General features: G+C 63.7%; 16 protein-coding genes. 8 read left to right on the top strand and 8 right to left on the bottom strand.

The window, feature by feature from the left end; translation table 11 throughout:
- Positions 1-65: 65 nt before the first annotated feature.
- Both ABIB24_RS23325 and ABIB24_RS23320 read right to left on the bottom strand, forming a co-directional pair.
- On the bottom strand, positions 66-788 hold the full coding sequence (locus tag ABIB24_RS23325) for a UDP-2,3-diacylglucosamine diphosphatase (RefSeq protein WP_137163789.1): 723 nt from the start codon (positions 786-788) through the stop codon (positions 66-68).
- Positions 785-1285, bottom strand: a complete 501-nt coding sequence (locus ABIB24_RS23320; RefSeq protein WP_025338942.1) for a peptidylprolyl isomerase — start codon at positions 1283-1285, stop codon at positions 785-787. The genes ABIB24_RS23325 and ABIB24_RS23320 overlap by 4 nt, the downstream gene beginning before the upstream one ends.
- A gap of 247 nt (positions 1286-1532) precedes the next feature.
- Between ABIB24_RS23320 and ABIB24_RS23315 the strand changes: the two genes are divergently transcribed.
- Together ABIB24_RS23315 and cysS are read left to right on the top strand one after the other, a co-directional pair.
- On the top strand, positions 1533-3236 hold the full coding sequence (locus ABIB24_RS23315) for a glutamine--tRNA ligase/YqeY domain fusion protein (protein ID WP_025338943.1): 1704 nt from the start codon (positions 1533-1535) through the stop codon (positions 3234-3236).
- Between the two features lie 9 nt (positions 3237-3245).
- Positions 3246-4628, top strand: coding sequence for a cysteine--tRNA ligase (gene cysS, locus ABIB24_RS23310; protein WP_025338944.1), 1383 nt, complete (start codon positions 3246-3248; stop codon positions 4626-4628).
- 122 nt (positions 4629-4750) lie between these two features.
- Here cysS and ABIB24_RS23305 read toward each other — a convergent pair whose 3' ends face one another.
- The 3 genes from ABIB24_RS23305 to csiR form a co-directional block, all read right to left on the bottom strand.
- Positions 4751-6142 (bottom strand): sensor histidine kinase, encoded by a 1392-nt coding sequence (locus tag ABIB24_RS23305; RefSeq protein WP_354317330.1) that lies wholly within the window; start codon positions 6140-6142, stop codon positions 4751-4753.
- Positions 6120-6800: a response regulator transcription factor gene (locus ABIB24_RS23300; RefSeq protein ID WP_013972905.1), complete on the bottom strand. Its 681-nt coding sequence runs from the start codon at positions 6798-6800 to the stop codon at positions 6120-6122. The genes ABIB24_RS23305 and ABIB24_RS23300 overlap by 23 nt, the downstream gene beginning before the upstream one ends.
- A 248-nt stretch (positions 6801-7048) precedes the next feature.
- Entirely contained in the window at positions 7049-7744 is a 696-nt protein-coding gene (gene csiR / locus ABIB24_RS23295) for a DNA-binding transcriptional regulator CsiR (protein ID WP_015270630.1), read from the bottom strand.
- 195 nt (positions 7745-7939) lie between these two features.
- Here csiR and glaH point away from each other — a divergent pair, with 195 nt between their 5' ends.
- The 6 genes from glaH to proP all read left to right on the top strand — a co-directional run bounded on the left by glaH (position 7940) and on the right by proP (position 15662).
- Positions 7940-8917 (top strand): glutarate dioxygenase GlaH, encoded by a 978-nt coding sequence (gene glaH, locus ABIB24_RS23290; RefSeq protein WP_075045100.1) that lies wholly within the window; start codon positions 7940-7942, stop codon positions 8915-8917.
- 114 nt (positions 8918-9031) lie between these two features.
- Entirely contained in the window at positions 9032-10294 is a 1263-nt protein-coding gene (lhgD, locus tag ABIB24_RS23285; protein WP_075045101.1) for an L-2-hydroxyglutarate dehydrogenase, read from the top strand.
- 151 nt (positions 10295-10445) lie between these two features.
- On the top strand, positions 10446-11837 hold the full coding sequence (gene gabP, locus ABIB24_RS23280) for a GABA permease (protein WP_354317326.1): 1392 nt from the start codon (positions 10446-10448) through the stop codon (positions 11835-11837).
- Positions 11838-11924: 87 nt separating this feature from the next.
- Positions 11925-12818 carry a PA4780 family RIO1-like protein kinase gene (locus ABIB24_RS23275; protein ID WP_025338950.1) on the top strand — a complete coding sequence of 298 codons (894 nt, stop codon included), beginning with the start codon at positions 11925-11927 and terminating at the stop codon, positions 12816-12818.
- A gap of 207 nt (positions 12819-13025) precedes the next feature.
- Complete coding sequence (gene hemB, locus ABIB24_RS23270) at positions 13026-14000, top strand: porphobilinogen synthase (RefSeq protein WP_013972900.1); 975 nt, start codon at positions 13026-13028, stop codon at positions 13998-14000.
- A gap of 159 nt (positions 14001-14159) precedes the next feature.
- On the top strand, positions 14160-15662 hold the full coding sequence (gene proP, locus ABIB24_RS23265) for a glycine betaine/L-proline transporter ProP (protein WP_075045102.1): 1503 nt from the start codon (positions 14160-14162) through the stop codon (positions 15660-15662).
- Here the strand turns inward: proP and ABIB24_RS23260 are convergent, their stop codons facing one another.
- The 3 genes from ABIB24_RS23260 to treS form a co-directional block, all read right to left on the bottom strand.
- Positions 15663-16364 (bottom strand): YoaK family protein, encoded by a 702-nt coding sequence (locus tag ABIB24_RS23260; RefSeq protein ID WP_274079663.1) that lies wholly within the window; start codon positions 16362-16364, stop codon positions 15663-15665. It abuts the gene before it with no gap.
- Positions 16365-16374: 10 nt separating this feature from the next.
- Positions 16375-17001: a riboflavin synthase subunit alpha gene (locus ABIB24_RS23255; protein ID WP_354317323.1), complete on the bottom strand. Its 627-nt coding sequence runs from the start codon at positions 16999-17001 to the stop codon at positions 16375-16377.
- Positions 17002-17631: 630 nt separating this feature from the next.
- Entirely contained in the window at positions 17632-19698 is a 2067-nt protein-coding gene (treS, locus tag ABIB24_RS23250; protein ID WP_274120905.1) for a maltose alpha-D-glucosyltransferase, read from the bottom strand.
- Positions 19699-19885: the final 187 nt, after the last annotated feature.

Here is a 19885-nt window from a genome sequence, read left to right as displayed (position 1 = left end):
CGCTTGTGGCCCTGGTGCAGTACCTGTGGGAGCGGGCATGCCCGCGAAGAAGGCGACTCGGTCGGTCAGGAAAACTCGAACGGCGCCAGCTGAAACCCTTGCTCGTCAACCTGCAAGGCCCAGCCACGGCGGTCCCAGTCGCCCAGCACGATACGCCGTGCCGGTTGCCCGTCGACCACCAGCTTGTGTATCGCCGGCCGATGGGTATGCCCATGCACCAAGGTACGTACACCATGCGCCGCCATCACCTTCGGCACTTCCTCCGGCGTGACATCGACGATCTCGGTGGACTTCATCCGCGTTTGCGTGCGGCTTTCGCTGCGTAGCTTGCGTGCCAGCTTGTAGCGGGCCGACAGCGGCAGGTGCCGCAACACCCACAGGCTCAGCGGGTTGCGCAGCAAGCGGCGCATTTTCATGTAGGCCAGGTCGCGGGTGCACAGGGTATCGCCATGCATCAGCAGCACCTGCTCACCACCCAGCTCGATCACGCTGGGGTCGTGCAGCAACGTGCAGCCCGCAGCGTCGCAGAAGGCCTGGCCAATCAGGAAATCACGGTTGCCATGCATCAGGTAGATGGCCGTGCCGCTGTCGCTCAGCCGCCGCATGGCCTGGCAGACCGACTGCTGGAAGGGCGTCATGGCGTCGTCGCCGATCCAGGCTTCGAAGAAGTCGCCAAGGATGTACAACGCCTTGGCGTGGCGGGCACGGCCATCGAGCAGATCAAGAAACGCCCGGGTAATTTCCGGGCGTTCTTCTTGCAGGTGCAGATCGGAGATCAGCAGGATCACTCAACGATCTCGGCTTTCTCGATGACCACGTCGTCCTTCGGCACGTCCTGGTGGCCAGCCTTGGAACCGGTGGCGACCTTTTCGATGGCGTCGACGATTTCACGGCCTTCGATCACTTCGCCGAATACCGCGTAGCCCCAGCCCTGCACGTTCTTGCCGCTGTGGTTGAGGAAGTCGTTGTCGGACGAGTTGATGAAGAACTGCGCCGAGGCGGAGTGCGGCTCCATGGTACGGGCCATGGCGATGCTGTACTTCTTGTTTTTCAGGCCGTTGTCGGCTTCGTTCTGGATGCTGGCGCGGGTCTTCTTCTGGCTCATGCCAGGCTCGAAGCCGCCGCCCTGGATCATGAAGCCCTTGATCACACGGTGGAACACGGTGCCATTGTAGTGGCCGTCCTTGACGTACTGAACGAAGTTTTCGGTAGTCAGCGGCGCTTTCTCGGCGTCCAGTTGCAGGACGATGTCGCCGTGGTTGGTGCTCAGTTTGACTTTGGACATGCTGAAACTCGCTCTTTCAAGGCAATCGGAATTAGGGTGCGCAGGGCGCGGGTTATCACCTGACGCAGGATCAGGCGATCGCGACACATGGCGCGCACTGGCCATTTTGCCAGGCTGCGGCAAAAAGCCGTGATAAATCACGCCAGTTTGTCCGGGCCCGACTGTCAGCAGCTTGACTGCTTCGGCTATGATAGGCCCTTTGATTCAATCGGCCTACCCAGGCCGGACACGTGCATTCAAGGATCCTATGAGCAAGCCCACTGCCGACAACGCGCCCAACGCCGCTGCCAAAGGCGCCCCCGCTGTCCCTGCGAACTTCCTGCGGCCGATCATCCAGGCCGACCTGGACTCGGGCAAGCACAGCAGCATCGTCACCCGTTTCCCGCCGGAGCCCAATGGCTACCTGCACATCGGTCACGCCAAGTCGATCTGCGTCAACTTCGGCCTGGCCAAGGAATTCGGGGGCGTCTGCCACCTGCGTTTCGACGATACCAACCCGGCCAAGGAAGACCAGGAGTACATCGACGCCATCCAGAGCGATGTCAAGTGGCTGGGCTTCGACTGGGCCGGCGACGTGCGCTACGCCTCCGACTACTTCGACCAGTTGCACGACTGGGCGGTCGAGCTGATCAAGCGTGGCAAGGCCTACGTCTGCGACCTTACCCCAGAGCAGGCCAAGGAATACCGTGGCAACCTCAAGGAGCCGGGCAAGAACAGCCCGTTCCGCGAGCGCAGCGTTGACGAGAACCTCGACCTGTTCGCCCGCATGAAAGCCGGCGAGTTCAAGGATGGCGAGCGCGTGCTGCGGGCCAAGATCGACATGGCCTCGCCGAACATGAACCTGCGCGACCCGATCCTGTACCGTATCCGCCATGCCCACCACCACCAGACCGGTGACAAGTGGTGCATCTACCCGAACTACGACTTCACCCACGGCCAGTCGGACGCCATCGAGGGCATCACCCACTCGATCTGCACCCTGGAGTTCGAAGGGCATCGTCCGCTGTACGACTGGTTCCTCGACAACCTGCCGGTGCCGGCACACCCGCGCCAGTACGAGTTCAGCCGCCTGAACCTGAACTACACCATCACTTCCAAGCGCAAGCTCAAGCAGCTGGTGGACGAAAAGCACGTCGAAGCCTGGGACGACCCACGCATGTCGACGCTGTCCGGCTTCCGTCGCCGTGGCTACACCCCGGCCTCGATCCGCAACTTCTGCGAAATGATCGGCACCAACCGTTCCGACGGCGTGGTCGACATGTCGATGCTCGAGTTCAGCATCCGTGACGACCTGGACCGCACCGCACCGCGCGCCATGTGCGTGCTGCGCCCGCTGAAGGTGGTCATCACCAACTACCCGGAAGGCCAGGTCGAGCAGCTCGAACTGCCGCGCCACCCGAAGGAAGACATGGGCGTGCGCGTGCTGCCGTTCTCCCGTGAACTGTACATCGACCGCGACGACTTCATGGAAGAGCCGCCGAAGGGCTACAAGCGCCTGGAACCGGCCGGTGAAGTGCGCCTGCGCGGCAGCTACGTGATCCGCGCCGACGAGGCGGTCAAGGATGCCGACGGCAACATCGTCGAGCTGCGCTGCTCGTACGACCCGGACACCCTGGGCAAGAACCCGGAAGGCCGCAAGGTCAAGGGCGTGATCCACTGGGTGCCGGCCGAGGGCAGCGTCGAGTGCGAAGTGCGCCTGTACGACCGCCTGTTCCGCTCGCCGAACCCGGAAAAGACCGAGGAGGGCGGCAGCTTCCTGGACAACATCAACCCAGGCTCGCTGCAAGTGCTCAGCGGCTGCCGTGCCGAGCCGTCGCTGGCCCAGGCGCAGCCCGAGGACCGCTTCCAGTTCGAACGCGAAGGCTACTTCTGCGCCGACCTGAAAGACAGCCAGCCGGGCCGCCCGGTGTTCAACCGCACTGTCACCCTGCGTGACTCCTGGGGCAGCTGAGGAACCGCCGTGCTTACCATCTACAACACGCTGAGCAAAGCGAAGGAAACCTTCAAGCCGCTGGATGGCAACAAGGTGCGCATGTACGTGTGCGGCATGACCGTATACGACTACTGCCACCTGGGCCATGGCCGCAGCATGGTGGCCTTCGACCTGGTCACCCGCTGGCTGCGCAAGAGCGGCTACGAGCTGACCTATGTGCGCAACATCACCGACATCGATGACAAGATCATCAACCGGGCCAACGAGAACGGCGAAAGCTTCGACGCCCTGACCGCCCGCATGATCGACGCGATGCACGAAGACGAGCGCCGCCTGAACATCCTGCCGCCGGACCAGGAGCCGCGTGCCACCGACCATATCGCCGGCATGCACGCGATGATCCAGACCCTGATCGACAAGGGTTATGCCTACGCACCGGGCAATGGCGACGTGTACTACCGCGTCGGCAAGTTCGTCGGCTACGGCAAGCTGTCGCGCAAGAAGATCGAAGACCTGCGCATCGGTGCCCGTATCGAGGTTGACGAAGCCAAGCAGGACCCGCTGGACTTCGTGCTGTGGAAGGGCGTCAAGCCGGGCGAGCCGAGCTGGGAATCGCCATGGGGCCCGGGGCGTCCGGGCTGGCACATCGAGTGCTCGGTGATGTCCACCTGCTGCCTGGGTGAAAGCTTCGACATTCACGGTGGCGGCAGCGACCTGGAGTTCCCGCACCACGAGAACGAGATTGCCCAGAGCGAGGCGGCCACTGGCAAGCAGTACGCCAATGCCTGGATGCACTGCGGCATGATCCGGATCAATGGCGAGAAGATGTCCAAGTCGTTGAACAACTTCTTCACCATCCGCGACGTGCTCGAGAAGTACCACCCTGAAGTGGTGCGCTACCTGTTGGTGGCCAGCCACTACCGCAGCGCGATCAACTACTCGGAAGACAGCCTGCGCGATGCCAAGGGCGCACTGGAGCGCTTCTACCACGCCTTGCGCGGCTTGCCACGGGTGGCGGCCAAGGGTGGCGAAGAGTTTGTCGAGCGCTTCAGCGTGGCCATGAACGACGACTTCGGCACCCCCGAAGCCTGCGCCGTGCTGTTCGACCTGGTGCGCGAGATCAACCGCCTGCGCGACAGCGACCTTGAGGCCGCTGCCGGCCTGGCCGGTCGCCTGCGCGAGCTGGGTGATGTGCTGGGTGTGCTGCAGCTGGAAGCCGATGACTTCCTGCGCGCCGGTGCCGAAGGCAAGGTGGATGCCGCTGAGGTCGAGGGCTTGATCCAGGCGCGCCTGCAGGCGCGTGCGGACAAGAACTGGGCCGAGTCCGACCGCATTCGCGACCAGTTGACCGCCATGGGTGTGGTGCTGGAAGACAGCAAGGGTGGGACTACCTGGCGTCTGGCCGACTGATCGATGCAGTTGGGGCTGCTTTGCAGCCCATTCGCAGCACAAGGCTGCTCCTACAGGGATACGCGGTCCCTTTGTAGGAGCAGCCTTGTGCTGCGAATGGGCCGCATGGCGGCCCCCGGCCTTTACTTGACCAGCCCCGCAAGCGGGCAGTGCAGTACCAGCCTCGCCCCACCCAGCTCGCTTTCCTCCACCTCCAGCCCGAACCCATGCAGGTCGACGATCGCCGCAACGATTGACAACCCCAGCCCGAACCCTGCATGGCGGTGGCCTTCATCGCTACGGTAGAAGCGCTTCAGCACTGCCGCCCGTTCCTCTTCCGGAATACCCGGCCCGCTGTCCTCGATGGCCATGTGCAGGCCCTTGTCGTCCTGCGTCGCAGTAATCCGCACCAGTCCACCCTCGGGCGTGAACTTGATGCCGTTGCCCACCAGATTGGCCAGTGCCTCGAACAGCAGTTCGCGGTCACCATGCAACGCCGGCAGTTCGGCTGGCTGCTGCAGTTCCAGGCGGATGCCGCCATCTTCGGCCAGTGGCAGGTAGAAGTCGTGCAACTCCACCAGCAGTTCGTGCGGGTCAAGCTGGACGAAACCGGCCCGCCGCTGGCGGTCTTCCAGTTCACTGATACGCAACAAACCGCGAAAACGCGCCATCAGGGTGTCGGTTTCGCCGATGGCCTGGTCCAGTGCCTCGGCCTGGGTGGAGTCGACGTCACTTTGCTGGCGAATGCGGTATAGCTGGGCGCGCAGGCGTGTGAGCGGGGTGCGCAGGTCGTGGGCGATGTTGTCGCATACGCCCTTGACCTCGTGCATCAGCCGTTCGATGCGGTCGAGCATGGCGTTGACGATGGCCGCCAGCATGTCCAGCTCGTCACGCCGGGCCGACAGCGGCAGGCGGTGGGTAAGGTCGCCGGCGACGATCAGTTCGGCCTGGGCCTGGATCGCGCGAATGCGCTTGAGCGGGCGGCGCCTGAGCAGGTACCAGCCGGCAAAGCCTGGGATCAGGGTCAGCGAGATCCCCCAGAGCAGGGCATGCAGGATGATCCGGGTGACCACGAACAGCGAGCCGTTGTCGCGCACCAGCACCAGCCAGCGGCCATCCTGCACCTTGATCGCCACCGCGTCGCAGCTGTCACGCGGCATGTGCGGGTCGTCGGCGTCCAGGCAGCGCTTGAGTTCGTGAACCTTGCCGTCCAGCCCCAGCTCCGGCGGGATGGCGCGAATGCGCCCGCCGATCGGGTTGAGCTGGTTGTCGAACAGGCCGTAGGCGTCGAAGCTGCGCTCTTCGAAGGCTTGGCTGGCGACCAGGGCGTCGTCCAGCTGTTTGCCGCTCATGTGCGCGAACAGGTGCTGGCGCTGCAGCATCGAATGGCGGGTGAGTTTGTTCAGGTAGCTGGACACCTCGAAGTACAGCACCCCCATGAGGATGCTGCTCCAGGCCACGAACAGAAAGCTGTACAGCGCCAGCAGGCGGCTGGTCGAGGAGCTCCAGCCCTTAGACGGGTTCAGCAATGGCATAGCCGGAGCCCCGTACCGTACGGATCAGCGGCGACTGGCCGGGTGAGTCGATTTTCTTGCGCAGGCGGCCGATGTGCACGTCGATCAGGTTGGTGCCCGGGTCGAAGTGGTAGCCCCAGACTTCCTCGAAAATCATCATCCGCGTGATCACCTGGCCGCTATGGCGCATCAGGTACTCCAGCAACTTGTACTCGGTGGGCAGCAGGTTGAGGGTCTGTTCGCCACGGCGGGCTTCGTGGCTGATCAGGTCCAGTTGCAGGTCGGCGACCTGCAGGCGGGTCTGGGTCATGGGCACGCTGTTGCGGCGCAGCAGCACTTCGACCCGCGCGGCCATCTCGTCGGAGGCGAACGGTTTGGTCAGGTAGTCGTCACCCCCGGCACGCAGGCCGCGCACCCGCTCGTCGACGTCGGAGAGGGCGCTGATCATCAGGATCGGCGTGGCAATCTTGAGGTTACGCAGCGTGGTGACGATGGTCAGGCCATCGACCTCGGGCAGCATGCGGTCCAGGGTGATCAGGTCGTAGCCGCCGGCAATGGCCTTGGCCAGGCCTTCACGGCCATTGTCGGCCCAATCCACCTCAAGGCCGTGGCTGGTAAGTTCGGCGACGATTTCCTGGCCGGTGACGGCGTCGTCTTCGATGGTCAGTACGCGAGGCATGCTGGTTCCCGGGCATCTAATGGAGACTTGATTGTGCCAAAGAATAGCCAAACGGCGATTTAAGAAAAATTCATCTGGCCACCTGACCGGCTGACCGCCCCCTTGTAGGAGCGGCCTTGTGTCGCGAATGGGCTGCGCAGCAGCCCCGGGATTTCAGCACAAATGCACAAATTGCCGGGGCTGCTTCGCAGCCCTTTCGCGACACAAGGCCGCTCCTACAAAGGACCGCGCAGGCCAGGGCAAAGCGCTCAGCGTGCGCCGATACCCTCGGCATGCATGATCTGCGCAATGATCGGCACCGGAGTCATCAGGTGCGAACGCATCATGGCGCTGGCGCGCTTGGCGTCCCGGGCCAGAATCACCTCGACCAATGCCGCATGCTCCTGGCGCTTGAGCTCCAGGGCCTGTTCGGAAAACACCGTCTGGGTCAGCCACAGGTGCCGGTAGCGCTCGGCCTGGTCGAACAGGTAGGTGCGCGCCTGCAGCAGGTGCTTGGAGCCGCAGCCTGAGGCAATGGCCGTGTGGAACGCCTTGTGCCGTTCGTCCCATACATCCAGGCGTTGCTCGCGGGTCTTCACTTCCACCACCTTGGCCAGGGTATGCGAGTGGGCCAGTACCGACGCCTCCCAGGCGTCGTCGCCACGTTCGATGGCCAGGGTGATGATCATCGCCTCCAGGTTGGCGCGGGCATCGTAGATGTCGTTCATCTCGTCCAGCGACATGGGCGCCACACGGTAGCCCTTCTGGCTGATCGCGTTGACCAGGTGCTCGGCCACCAGCTGCGACAGTGCTTCGCGCAGCGGGCCCACGCCCAGGTCGTAGCGTTCCTTCAGGGTGCTCATCAACAGCTTTTCTCCGGGCTTGAACACGCCGCGGATGATGTCCTTCTTGAGCCTCTCATACCCGCTGAATGCTGAGTTTTGTCGGGGGGCGAGCGCTTCCAAGGTCCTGTTCCTCAAACGGTTTTGTCGATCATACCGAAAGCATTCGCTGGCGAAAAACAATGGACAAACACGCATTTTGTCTTTGAAAAATAAAAATGTAGACATTTTGCGTTTATGGCGATAATTTTAGCTCGCCCGCACTGATCCAGGTCATGACCGGACGGCGCCACTCACTTTCTCTGCCAGGACACTGCCATGAACGCTTTTACGCAGATCGACGAACTTGTGATGCCACTGCCGCTCGAACCGCGTGGTTTCACCATCGCCCCCTCGAAACAGTCGCCGCGCCTGCTTGAGCTCACCTTTGCCCGCGAAACGGTCGAAGCGTTCGTCCAGGCTGTTGCCCAGTGGCCGGTGCAGGCGCTGGAGTACAAGTCGTTCCTGCGCTTCCGGGTTGGCGAGATCCTCGACGAGCTGTGCCAGGGCACCCTGCGGCCGGTGCTGCTCAATACCATCCTCAACCGCGCCAGCGGCGGCATGCTGATCACCCCGGTCGGCCTGGATGACGTGAGCCAGGCCGAGGACATGGTCAAGTTCACAACCGCCTGCGCGCACCTGATCGGCCGCTCCAACTACGACGCCATGAGTGGCCAGTTCTACGCCCGCTTCGTGGTGGTCAACACCGACAACTCCGACAGCTACCTGCGCCAGCCGCACCGGGTCATGGAGCTGCACAACGACGGCACCTTCGTCAACCAGATCACCGACTACGTGCTGATGCTGAAGATCGACGAAAAGAACATGGAAGGCGGCAACTCGCTGCTGCTGCACCTGGACGACTGGGAACAGTGCGACGAATTCTTCCGCCACCCGCTGGCCCGTCGCGAGATGCGCTGGACCGCACCGCCAAGCAAGAAGGTGTCCGAGGATGTGTTCCACTCGGTATTCGACACCGATGCCGAAGGCCGCCCGACCATGCGCTACATCGACCAGTTCGTGCAGCCGGAAAACTACGAGGAGGGCATCTGGCTGAACGCCTTGTCCGAATCGCTGGAAGGCAGCGAGAAGAAGCTTTCGGTACCGGTTGGCGTGGGTAGCTTCCTGCTGATCAACAACCTGTTCTGGCTGCATGGCCGCGACCGCTTCACGCCGCACGAAGGCCTACGCCGCGAGCTGATGCGCCAGCGCGGCTACGTGGCCTTCCCCAAACCGCTGTACCAGCGCGGGCAATAATGACAGGGCGCGGGGCGGGCGCCCGCCCACGCGCCTTTGCACAAAACGATGCCACCAGGGCCCGCGCGGGCCTTGGTGAGCCAGTCAGGCAATGCCTGCGTGTGAGGTAAGGCTGTGTACGATTTCATCATCATTGGCGGTGGCATTGTGGGCATGTCCACGGCCATGCACCTGATCAAGGTCTACCCGGATGCGAAGATTCTCCTGCTGGAGAAAGAGTCCGGCCCGGCCCGCCACCAGACCGGCCACAACAGCGGCGTGATCCACGCCGGCGTGTATTACACCCCCGGCAGCCTCAAGGCGCGCTTCTGCCTGGAAGGCAACAAGGCCACCAAGGCCTTCTGCACCCAGCACGGTATCCGCTTCGATGAGTGCGGCAAGCTGCTGGTGGCCACCAACGACCTGGAAATGCAGCGCATGAAGGCGCTGTGGGAGCGCACCGCGGCCAATGGCCTTGAGCGCTACTGGCTGTCGGCGGCCGAGCTGCGCGAGCGCGAGCCCAATATCGTTGGCATGGGCGGCATCTTCGTGCCCTCCAGCGGCATCGTCAATTACGCCGAAGTGACTGCGGCCATGGGCGCCGAGTTCCAGCGCGCCGGCGGTGAAATCCGCTATGGCGCCGAGGTGGTCGGCCTGCAGGAGCTGGCCAGCGAAGTGGTCGTGCGCACGCGTGGCGACCATCATGACGATGAGTTGCGCAGTCGTTTCCTGGTGACCTGCTCGGGCCTGATGGCCGACCGCGTGGTGAGCATGCTGGGCCTGCGTACCGAATTCGTCATCTGCCCGTTCCGTGGCGAGTACTACCTGCTGCCCAAGCAGCACAATCAGATCGTCAACCACCTGATCTACCCGATTCCCGACCCGTCCATGCCGTTCCTGGGCGTGCACCTGACACGCATGATCGACGGCACCGTCACCGTTGGCCCCAACGCCGTGCTGGCGATGAAGCGCGAGGGCTACCGCAAGCGCGATGTCAGCCCCAGCGACCTGTTCCAGACCTTGACCACCCCCGGCATCCTCAAGGTGCTGGCGAAGAACTTCCGCCCTGGCCTGATCGAGATGAAGAACTCGCTGTTCAAGGGCGGCTACCTCAAGCAGGTCCAGAAGTACTGCCCGAGCATCACCAAGGCCGACCTCACGCCTTACCCGGCCGGTGTGCGAGCCCAGGCCGTGTCGCGTGACGGCAAGCTGATCGACGACTTCCTGTTCGTCAACACCGCTCGCAGCGTCAACGTGTGCAACGCACCGTCGCCGGCCGCCACCTCCGCCATCCCGATCGGCGCCTACATCGTCGACAAGGTATGCGAGCAGGTTGGCCGCCAGGGCGGCAGTTTCCCCAAGGCCGACCTGGCGCCTCGTCAGCGGGCTGCCGGCTGACCTACCCGTAATACGTTCTGCGGTTTCGTTTTACTCAACCCGTACTGCCCTACTCACCACCTGGGGCAGGGCGGGCTTTTTCGCGCCTGCGTCGGTGACGTGCAAGCCGGCGGCCCCTGCGTGGGCATGACAAAAACAACAAGGTAGCGCCATGCAAACCCACAAGAACAATTTGAGTCATGGATTGAAATCCCGGCATGTCACCATGCTGTCCATTGCCGGCGTGATCGGTGCCGGCCTGTTCGTCGGCTCCGGCCGTGCGATTGCCGAAGCAGGGCCCGCCACCATCCTGGCCTATATCCTGGCCGGCGCGCTGGTGGTGCTGGTGATGCGCATGCTGGCCGAAATGGCCGTTGCCTCGCCGGACACCGGTTCGTTCTCTACCTATGCCGACCTCGCCATCGGCAAGTGGGCCGGCTACACCATCGGCTGGTTGTACTGGTGGTTCTGGGTACTGATCATCCCCATCGAGGCCAATATCGCCGCCACCATCATCAATTCCTGGGTCCCGCAGCTGGAGATCTGGGTCTTGTCGTTGGTGATTACTCTATTGCTGACTGCCACCAACCTGTTCAGCGTGAAGAACTACGGTGAGTTCGAGTTCTGGCTGGCGTTGGTGAAGGTGGTGGCCATTGTCAGTTTCATCGCGCTGGGGGTGTGTGCCATCTTCGGCCTGCTGCCAGGCTCTGGTGTCAGCGGCGTGTCGCGCCTGTGGGATAGCGGCGGCTTCATGCCCAACGGTTTTGGTGCGGTGCTCAGCGCCATGCTGATTACCATGTTCTCGTTCCTCGGCGCCGAGGTGGTGACCATCGCCGCGGCCGAATCCAACGAAGCGGGCAAGCATATTTCCAAGGCCACCAACTCGGTGATCTGGCGGATCACCCTGTTCTATATCCTGTCGATCTTCATCGTCATCGCGCTGGTGCCGTGGACCGACCCGCGCCTGGCCACCGAAGGTTCCTATGTCACGGTGCTGGACACCCTGGGCGTGCCGAATGCCAAGGCCATCATCGACTTCGTGGTGCTTACGTCGGTGACCAGCTGCCTCAACTCGTCGCTGTATACCGCGTCGCGCATGGTCTACTCGCTGAGCCGCCGCGGTGATGCGCCGGCCTGTGCCCAGGTGACCAGCCGCAGCGGCACCCCCGTGGTAGCTGTGCTGCTGTCCACTGGCGCAGCTTTCCTGGCAGTGATCGCCAACTACCTGGTACCGGCCAAGGTGTTCGGCTTCCTCATGGCAAGCTCCGGCGCCATTGCCTTACTGGTGTACCTGGTGATCGCCGTTTCCCAGCTGCGCCTGCGCCAGCGCCTGACCGCACAGGGCAAGACACTGGGCTACCGCATGTGGCTGTTCCCGTGGCTGACGTGGGGCGTGATCCTCTTCATCAGCGGCGTGCTGGTACTGATGCTGTTCCGCCCGGATCACCGCCTGGAAGTGGTATCGACCATGGTGCTGGCGGTACTGGTGGTGTGTTCGGGCCTTCTGGTCACACGGCGCCGGGCGCGCGAGGTGGTGGTTGGCCGCGTAGGGCAGGGCGCCTGAGCCGTTCGGCCTGAAGACAGACGAGCAAGTCGCATCAGGCTGTGAGAGGATGTCCACCATCACAGCCAGGACCCCGAACGCAGCCTGATGAAGACACCCAAAAGAATCGAACCCCTGATCGAAGACGGCCTGGTCGACGAAGTACTGCGGCCGTTGATGAGTGGCAAGGAAGCCGCCGTGTATGTGGTGCGCTGTGGCAGCCAGGTGCGCTGCGCCAAGGTTTATAAAGAAGCCAACAAGCGCAGTTTCCGCCAGGCTGCCGAGTACCAGGAAGGCCGCAAGGTTCGCAACAGCCGTCAGGCCCGGGCGATGGCCAAGGGCAGCAAGTACGGCCGCAAGGAAGCCGAAGACGCCTGGCAGAACGCCGAAGTGGCGGCGCTGTTCCGCCTGGCCGGCGCTGGCGTGAGGGTTCCCAAGCCTTACGATTTCCAGGACGGCGTGCTGTTGATGGAGCTGGTGACGGATGCCGACGGTGACGCGGCGCCACGCCTGAACGACGTGCACCTCGAGGCCGAGGATGCCCGGGCGTTCCATGCCTTCGTCATTCGCCAGATCGTGCTGATGCTGTGTGCCGGGCTGGTGCATGGCGACCTGTCGGAGTTCAACGTGCTGCTTGGCCCGGACGGGCCGGTGATCATCGACCTGCCGCAGGCGGTGGATGCCGCGGCCAACAACCATGCCTTCAGCATGCTGCAGCGCGATGTGGCCAACATGGCCCATTATTTCGGGCGCTTTGCGCCGGAGCTGAAAAGCACCCGGTATGCGCAGGAAATGTGGGCCTTGTACGAGGCGGGCGAACTGCGCCCGGACAGCCCGCTGACGGGGCTGTTCGAGGATGACGAGCATGCGGCTGACGTGGCCGGGGTGATGCGCGAGATCGATGCGGCCCGGCTGGATGATGCGCGCCGGCGCGCCGCGCGGGCCGAGGCTGAGCATGGGGCGGCCAGGGCAGAGGAGCCTGCGCCGCCCTGGCTGCAATAATAGGTTGCCTGCACTGGCCTCTTCGCGGGTAAACCCGCTCCCACAAGCACAGCGCGAATCCTGTGGGAGCGGGTTTACCCGCGAAGAGGCCGGCACAGGAAAAATGCAGCCATTGCCTTTGACGCAAGACAATATCTCGTCATCTGGCCTTTTCACTGGCGCGCGACAGGCATAAGGTATACGCCGTTCAAATTCCCTGGAGCTGTCATGTCCAACCAATTCCCGTCCGTTCGTCCACGCCGCCTGCGCCAGAATGAGTCCCTGCGCACGATCTTCCAGGAAACCGAGTTCCGCCTTGAAGACCTGATCCTGCCGATCTTCGTCGAAGAGGGCATCGATGACTTCGTGCCGATCACCAGCATGCCGGGAGTCAACCGCATCCCCGAGAAGCTGCTGGCCCAGGAAATCGAGCGCTATGCCCGCGCCGGTATCAAGTCGGTGATGACCTTTGGCGTTTCGCACAACCTGGACGCCGTCGGCAGCGACACCTGGAACGAAAACGGCCTGGTCGCGCGCATGTCGCGCATCTGCAAGGACACCGTGCCGGAAATGGTGGTGATGTCCGACACCTGCTTCTGCGAATACACCAGCCACGGCCACTGCGGCGTGCTGCACGACCACGGCGTGGACAACGACGCCACCCTGGCCAACCTGGGCAAGCAGGCGGTCATCGCCGCTGCTGCCGGTGCCGACTTCATTGCCCCGTCGGCGGCGATGGACGGCCAGGTCCAGGCCATCCGCAGCGCGCTGGATGGTGCCGGCTTCCACGACACCGCGATCATGGCCTATTCCACCAAGTTCGCCTCGTCGCTGTATGGCCCGTTCCGTGAAGCCGGTGGTACCGCGCTGAAGGGCGACCGCAAGAGCTACCAGATGAACCCGATGAACCGCCGCGAAGCCGTGCGTGAGTCGCTGCTCGACGAGCAGGAAGGGGCGGATGTGCTGATGGTCAAGCCGGCCGGTGCCTACCTCGACGTGATTGCCGATATCCGTGCCGCCTCGCGCCTGCCGCTGGCGGCGTACCAGGTGAGCGGCGAGTACGCGATGATCAAGTTCGGCGGCCTGGCTGGCGCCATCGATGAAGGCCGGGTGGTGCGTGAAAGCATTGGCGCGATCAAGCGTGCCGGTGCCGACCTGATCCTCACCTACTTCGCCATGGACCTGGCCCGCGAAGGCATCTGACCGCGAGCCGTTGCCCATGCAAGCCGCTGCCATCGCAGCGGCTTTTCTTTGCCTGCGCCGCAACCGGTGAGGAAAAGCACAAAAAAACCGTAAGCGCTGAATTATTTAGTGTCCCGTTGTATCTCATCCCTTAGAGCATTCATCGACAGGGATACGGACATGAAACCTCGCAAGAAAAGCCTCCAGCCAATCGGCCTGAAGGACATCACCATTGTCGACGACGCCAAGATGCGCAAGGCAATCACCGCGGCAGCCCTGGGCAATGCCATGGAGTGGTTCGACTTCGGCGTCTACGGCTTCGTCGCCTACGCCCTGGGCAAGGTTTTCTTCCCCAATGCCGACCCGAGCGTGCAGATGATCGCGGCGTTGGCCACGTTCTCGGTGCCGTTTCTGATCAGGCCTCTGGGCGGGCTGTTCTTCGGTGCCTTGGGTGACCGCTTCGGGCGGCAGAAAATCCTCGCTGCGACCATCGTGATCATGTCGCTCAGCACCTTCGCCATCGGCCTGATACCGTCCTATGCCAGCATCGGTATCTGGGCGCCGATCCTGCTGCTGCTGGCCAAGATGGCCCAGGGCTTCTCGGTGGGGGGCGAGTACACCGGCGCGTCGATCTTCGTCGCCGAATATGCCCCAGACCGAAAACGGGGGTTTCTCGGCAGTTGGCTGGACTTCGGCTCGATTGCCGGGTTCGTGTTGGGTGCCGGTGTGGTGGTGTTGATCTCTACGGTGCTGGGTGAGGACAAGTTCCTCGAGTGGGGTTGGCGCCTGCCGTTCTTCCTCGCCTTGCCGCTGGGCATCATCGGCCTGTACCTGCGCCATGCGCTGGAGGAGACGCCAGCCTTCCAGCAGCACGTCGACAAGCTGGAGAAAGGCGACCGCGAAGGCCTGGCGACCGGGCCCAAGGTGTCGTTCAGGGAAGTGGCCACCCAGCACTGGCGCAGCCTGGTGACCTGCATTGGCGTGGTGATCGCCACCAACGTCACCTACTACATGCTGCTCACGTACATGCCCAGCTACCTGTCGCACAACCTGCACTACAGCGAAGACCATGGCGTGCTGATCATCATCGCGATCATGGTCGGCATGCTGTTCGTGCAGCCGATGATCGGGCTGCTCAGCGACAAGTTCGGCCGTCGACCGTTCATCATCGTCGGCAGTATCGGCCTGTTGGTGCTGGCAATCCCGGCATTCATGCTGATCAACAGCGGCGTGCTGGGGGTGATTTTTGCCGGGCTGCTGATCATTGCCGTGCTGCTGAACTTCTTCATCGGTGTGATGGCCTCGACGCTACCGGCAATGTTCCCCACGCACATCCGCTACAGCGCCCTCGCCAGCGCCTTCAATATCTCGGTGCTGATCGCCGGCCTCACCCCGACTATCGCCGCCTGGCTGGTGGAAAGTACTGGCAACCTGTACATGCCGGCCTATTACCTGATGGTGATCGCCGCGGTGGGGCTGGTCACCGGCCTGACCATGAAGGAAACGGCCAACAAACCGCTGCGCGGCGCTGCACCGGCAGCATCGGATATCGAGGAGGCGCGTGAGCTGCTGCAGGAGCACCACGACAACATCGAGCAAAGGATCGAGGACATCGATGCGCAGATTGCCGAACTGGAGGCCAAGCGCAAGTTGCTGGTGCAGCAGCACCCGCGCATCGAGTGATCAGTGTGGCATGTAGCCACGCTGCCAGGTCCGTGGAATGAACCGCGACACCAGGGCCAGCACGCAGGCCAGCGCACAGCTGCCGGTCAGTGCCTGCAGGCCCAGGTGGTGCTCCAGCCAGGCACCCAGCGCGGCGCCCAGCAGCATGCCGGCCCAAGGCACCAGTTGCACCCGCCAGCCATCGCGCCGCTCGCCCAGCAGCCAGCGCCCCAGCCCACGACCGAAGCGTGACAGGGCGCCGGTGACGTAGGTCAGGCCGATGGGCAGGCCGTTCACCTGCTCGACCACGGCATTGATCATGCCCATGGCCAGTGTGGCAGCGAGCAGCGCTGGAAAGGTGGCTGCCAAGGGCCATGCGGCTGCAAAGCCCAGCAGGGCGGCGACCACCAGCAGCACCGGCCACGCCCGACGGCGGAAAGCGCGCGCCAGCAGCACGCCCAGGGCATTGCCGACGACGAAGCCCAGCACAGCAGCACTCAGGCGCAGCACCAGGGCCAGGTCCGCATCGCTGATGGCAACGGCCAGGCGCGTGGTGTTGCCACTCATGAACGACACGAAGTCGCCCAGCGCCAGCAGGCCGATGGCATCGGTCATGCCGGCAAGTACGGACAGGCCGGCGACCAGGCCGAGGCCCACGCGACCACGCAGCATCTGCAGGCGCAGCCGCTTGGCTGTGCGCGCGGGAAGGGTGTTGGGCAGCATCCTCGGGAACTCAGCGAGGCATTTCGCGGGCCAGGGTGCTCTTGATGGTGCGCTCCACTACATCGACCAGCACCATGGTCTGGTGGTCCACTTCGATGTTGAGCAGCTCGCCGGCCTTGTAGCTGGGGAAGGTGGTCTGGCGCAGGGTTTCCGGGATCAGGTTGATGGTGATCACGTTGTCCTCGACATCGGCTACGGTCAGGCTGCAGCCGTTGACCCCGATGAAGCCGCGCGGGAACACGTACTTGCCCCATTCCGGTGGCATGCGGAACTTGATGAAGGCGCCGGTTTCCTTGATCGACAGCTCGACGATTTCGGCGGTGGTGGCGATGTGGCCGGCCATCAGGTGGCCGCCGATCTCGGCGTTCATCTTCGCCGAGCGTTCGATGTTGACGCCCTGGCCGGCCTTGAAGTTGCGCAGGTTGGTGCGCTCGAGGGTGGCGGTCATGGCGTCGAACCTGACCTGGGTGCCGTGGATTTCGGTGACCGACAGGCAGGTGCCTTCGACACTGACGCTGGCGCCGATCTTCAGCTCGTCGAGCAGTTCGGGGGTGAGGTCGATGGTGAACTGGTTGTGGCCCGGGTAGGTGGTCACATCAAGCAGAGGGCGGACGGCCTGGACGATGCCGGTGTACATGGAGTTGCTCCTAGGCACGGAAAAGAAAACTTCCGAACGCTATGCCCGTGGAGCGGTAAAAGCAAGCCGGCCATTTGTCTGGACACTTGAAACCCACAGGTATGGTGCACTCTGTCAGCTGGAGGTGACCCTATGGGAGCGGGTTCACCCGCGAAGCAGGCGACGCGGTGGATGGCACCGGCTACGCCGGTGTTCGCGGGCGCGCCCGCTCCCCCAGGTATGGTGCACTCTGTCAGCTGGAGGGGTCCCTGTGGGAGCGGGTTTACCCGCGAAGCAGGCGACGCGGTGGATGGCACCGGCTGCGCCGGTGTTCGCGGGTGAACCCGCTCCCACAGGTACGGCGCATTCCTTCAGCTGGTGGGTCCACCCTGTGGGAGCGGGCATGCCCGCGAAGCAAGCGGCGCGGTGGATGGCACCGGCTACGCCGGTGTTCGCGGGCGCGCCCGCTCCCACAGGTACGGCGCACTCCTTCAGCTGGTGGGGTCCCTGTGGGAGCGGGTTTACCCGCGAAGCAGGCGACGCGGTGGATGGCACCGGCTGCGCCGGTGTTCGCGGGCGCGCCCGCTCCCACAGGTATCGCGTGGCTACCGTTCTGAGCTTCACCGGCGAAGGCAATGGGGCAATTACAATTCAGACATGGCCGCTGCTGTTGACGATCCGCAGGCACAGCGCCTCATACGGGTCCAGGTTCACCATCAGGCGCCCATCCTCGGTCAAATCCCCTTCGACCGTTTCATTGATCATGTCCACCACCGGCCCCGGCGTGAACCCGGTCAGTTGCAGCTCCTCGGCAATCACTTCCTGGCCAAAGTTCAGCGCAGTGATCTGGATGCCACGCCCGGCCGGCAGTTCATGCACCATTACCAGCAAGCCGGGGCTGCTGACTTCAGGTACCAGCACCTGGCGGCTGGTGGCGATGCCATAGGCCTGGCGCACCGCCAGCAGTTTCTTCACCTTGCAGGCAAACGAATCGCCGTTGTCCAGCTGGCTGTCCAGGCTGCCATACAGCGCCCGGGCACGGGGCATGCCACGCACCGACGTCTGGGCCTGCGGCTCCAGCCCGGCCAGGTCGTAGCCGCCGCGGTGAATCCAGCGGGTATCGCCATCCAGCATCCGCTGCGCGACCGCTTCGGCGGGCAAGGGCAGGGCGCCCACCAGGTCCCAGCCGGACAGCGCCACCACCCCCGGCTGCATGGCGTTGTACATGACCAGCAGCAGGTGCACCTTCTGGATCAGCTCGATTTCTGCAACCCCGATCTGCCCGAGGTCGCGGATGCCCAGTGCGGCAGCGATCAGGCTGGCCGTGGTACAGGCTATGCCATTGGTGACGAAGCGCAGGTTGTACGGCGCATGCTCGCCCGACAGCCGTTCGTAGATCTCTTCGCGGATGTGCTCGCGCAGGATGCCGCCGGGCAAGGTCTGGCCTTTGTACAGGTACATGTCATGGGCATGCAGGGTCCAGAAATGGACCAGCTCCACGGTCAGCTCGTCATGGTTCTGCAGGGCATGGATCAGCGAGGCCGGGTCGATGCCAAAGGCATGCATCTCCTTGAGCATCAGGCGCAGGAATTCGGTGTCACCGGTCAGCAGCGCATGCTGGTAGGCCGGCCGGGTAATGAAATCGTAGGACAGGTCGGCACCGCCCCTGGACATCTGCGCGATGTCGTCGAGGGTCAGGTTCAGTTCCTGGAAGCTGAAACCACCGGCCTTGCGGATCATGCCGCCGATCAGCTGGTTGCCGACGATCGACAGTGGGTGGCTTTCCGACCAGGCAGTGCCGCTGGCGCGGGTCTCCACGCCGAGAAAGCCGTTGGCATCCAGGCGCAGGCCGCGTGCACCCAGGCAGTCCAGGGCGTGCAGGGCATCGCCAATGATCATCTGCTGGGCGGCGAAGGTCGGGTCCAGCCAGTTGAGCGACGGCTGGCCTTCCTTGAAGTAGTGCAGGTACACCCAGCGCCGGGTCTTGCCATCCACACCGGTCACCGGCGGCGTGGCGCTCCAGTCGGTTTCCTTCACACCTGGTTCGAAGAAGATCACCCGTTGCAGCTGGCCGACGATGTAATGGCGGGCCTTGAGCTCGTCGCACTGGGCCGGCAGCAGGTTGACCGCGTCGCGCCCGGCAGGCACTTCGGGCAGCAGCGGCCAGTCTTCCTCGCGGATTTCGACCATGTGGTACAGCCCCGGGTAGGAGCCGTGGGCCAGCTCGGCCAGGCGGAAGTCGGCACCCTTGCCCGTGTGCGAGGGGATCAGGTCGTCGATGGTCACGGCGTTGTGTGCGGCGGCCATGCGGCTCATCTGGATCAGCTCCTGCTCGCTGCCGTACAGCGGGTCGATGTCGAAACTGATGCGGTCGAAGTTGCCGTCCACGCTGGGGGTGAGTTCACGGCCACGAATGCCGCCGGACAACTTTATCGGGCCGGTGTGCAGGCCCTGGATGCCGATCTCCGACAGGCGCTTCCACAGCGCTTCGTGGGCCAGGGCAGCGAGCACCGAACAGCCTTCGGGGGCGATAATGGCGTCGGGGTAGACGGTCAGCCAGACCGAAGCGATTTCAGTGGCGCGGCGGGGCTGGGCTTCGGCGTAGGGTTGTTGCCACAGGCGCGACTGGCCCGAGTACAGGTGGGTGCGTTGCTGGGAGGCCCTGAGCATGGCGCGGTCTTCGAGCCATTTGACGTATGACGGGTCGGGTTGGGTCATTTCGCGTCCTCTTTGCGTGTCGGCAGCGGCTCAGGTTATGACGGCTGTGGCGGCTGATCGTTCGGCTTGAGTATGGTTTGGCTGCTTCGCGGGCACGCCCGCTCCCACAGGATCTCCACACACGTTGAGAACAGTGCAATACCTGTGGGGACGGGCATGCCCGCGAAGAAATCCCCACTGATCAAGG

Source organism: Pseudomonas sp. UYEF17 (assembly GCF_040546125.1).
In the GTDB taxonomy this organism is placed as follows: Bacteria; Pseudomonadota; Gammaproteobacteria; order Pseudomonadales; family Pseudomonadaceae; genus Aquipseudomonas; species Aquipseudomonas putida_Z.
The sequence above is the reverse complement of the archived record's forward strand: the minus strand, read 5'-3'. Positions and strand labels throughout refer to the sequence as shown.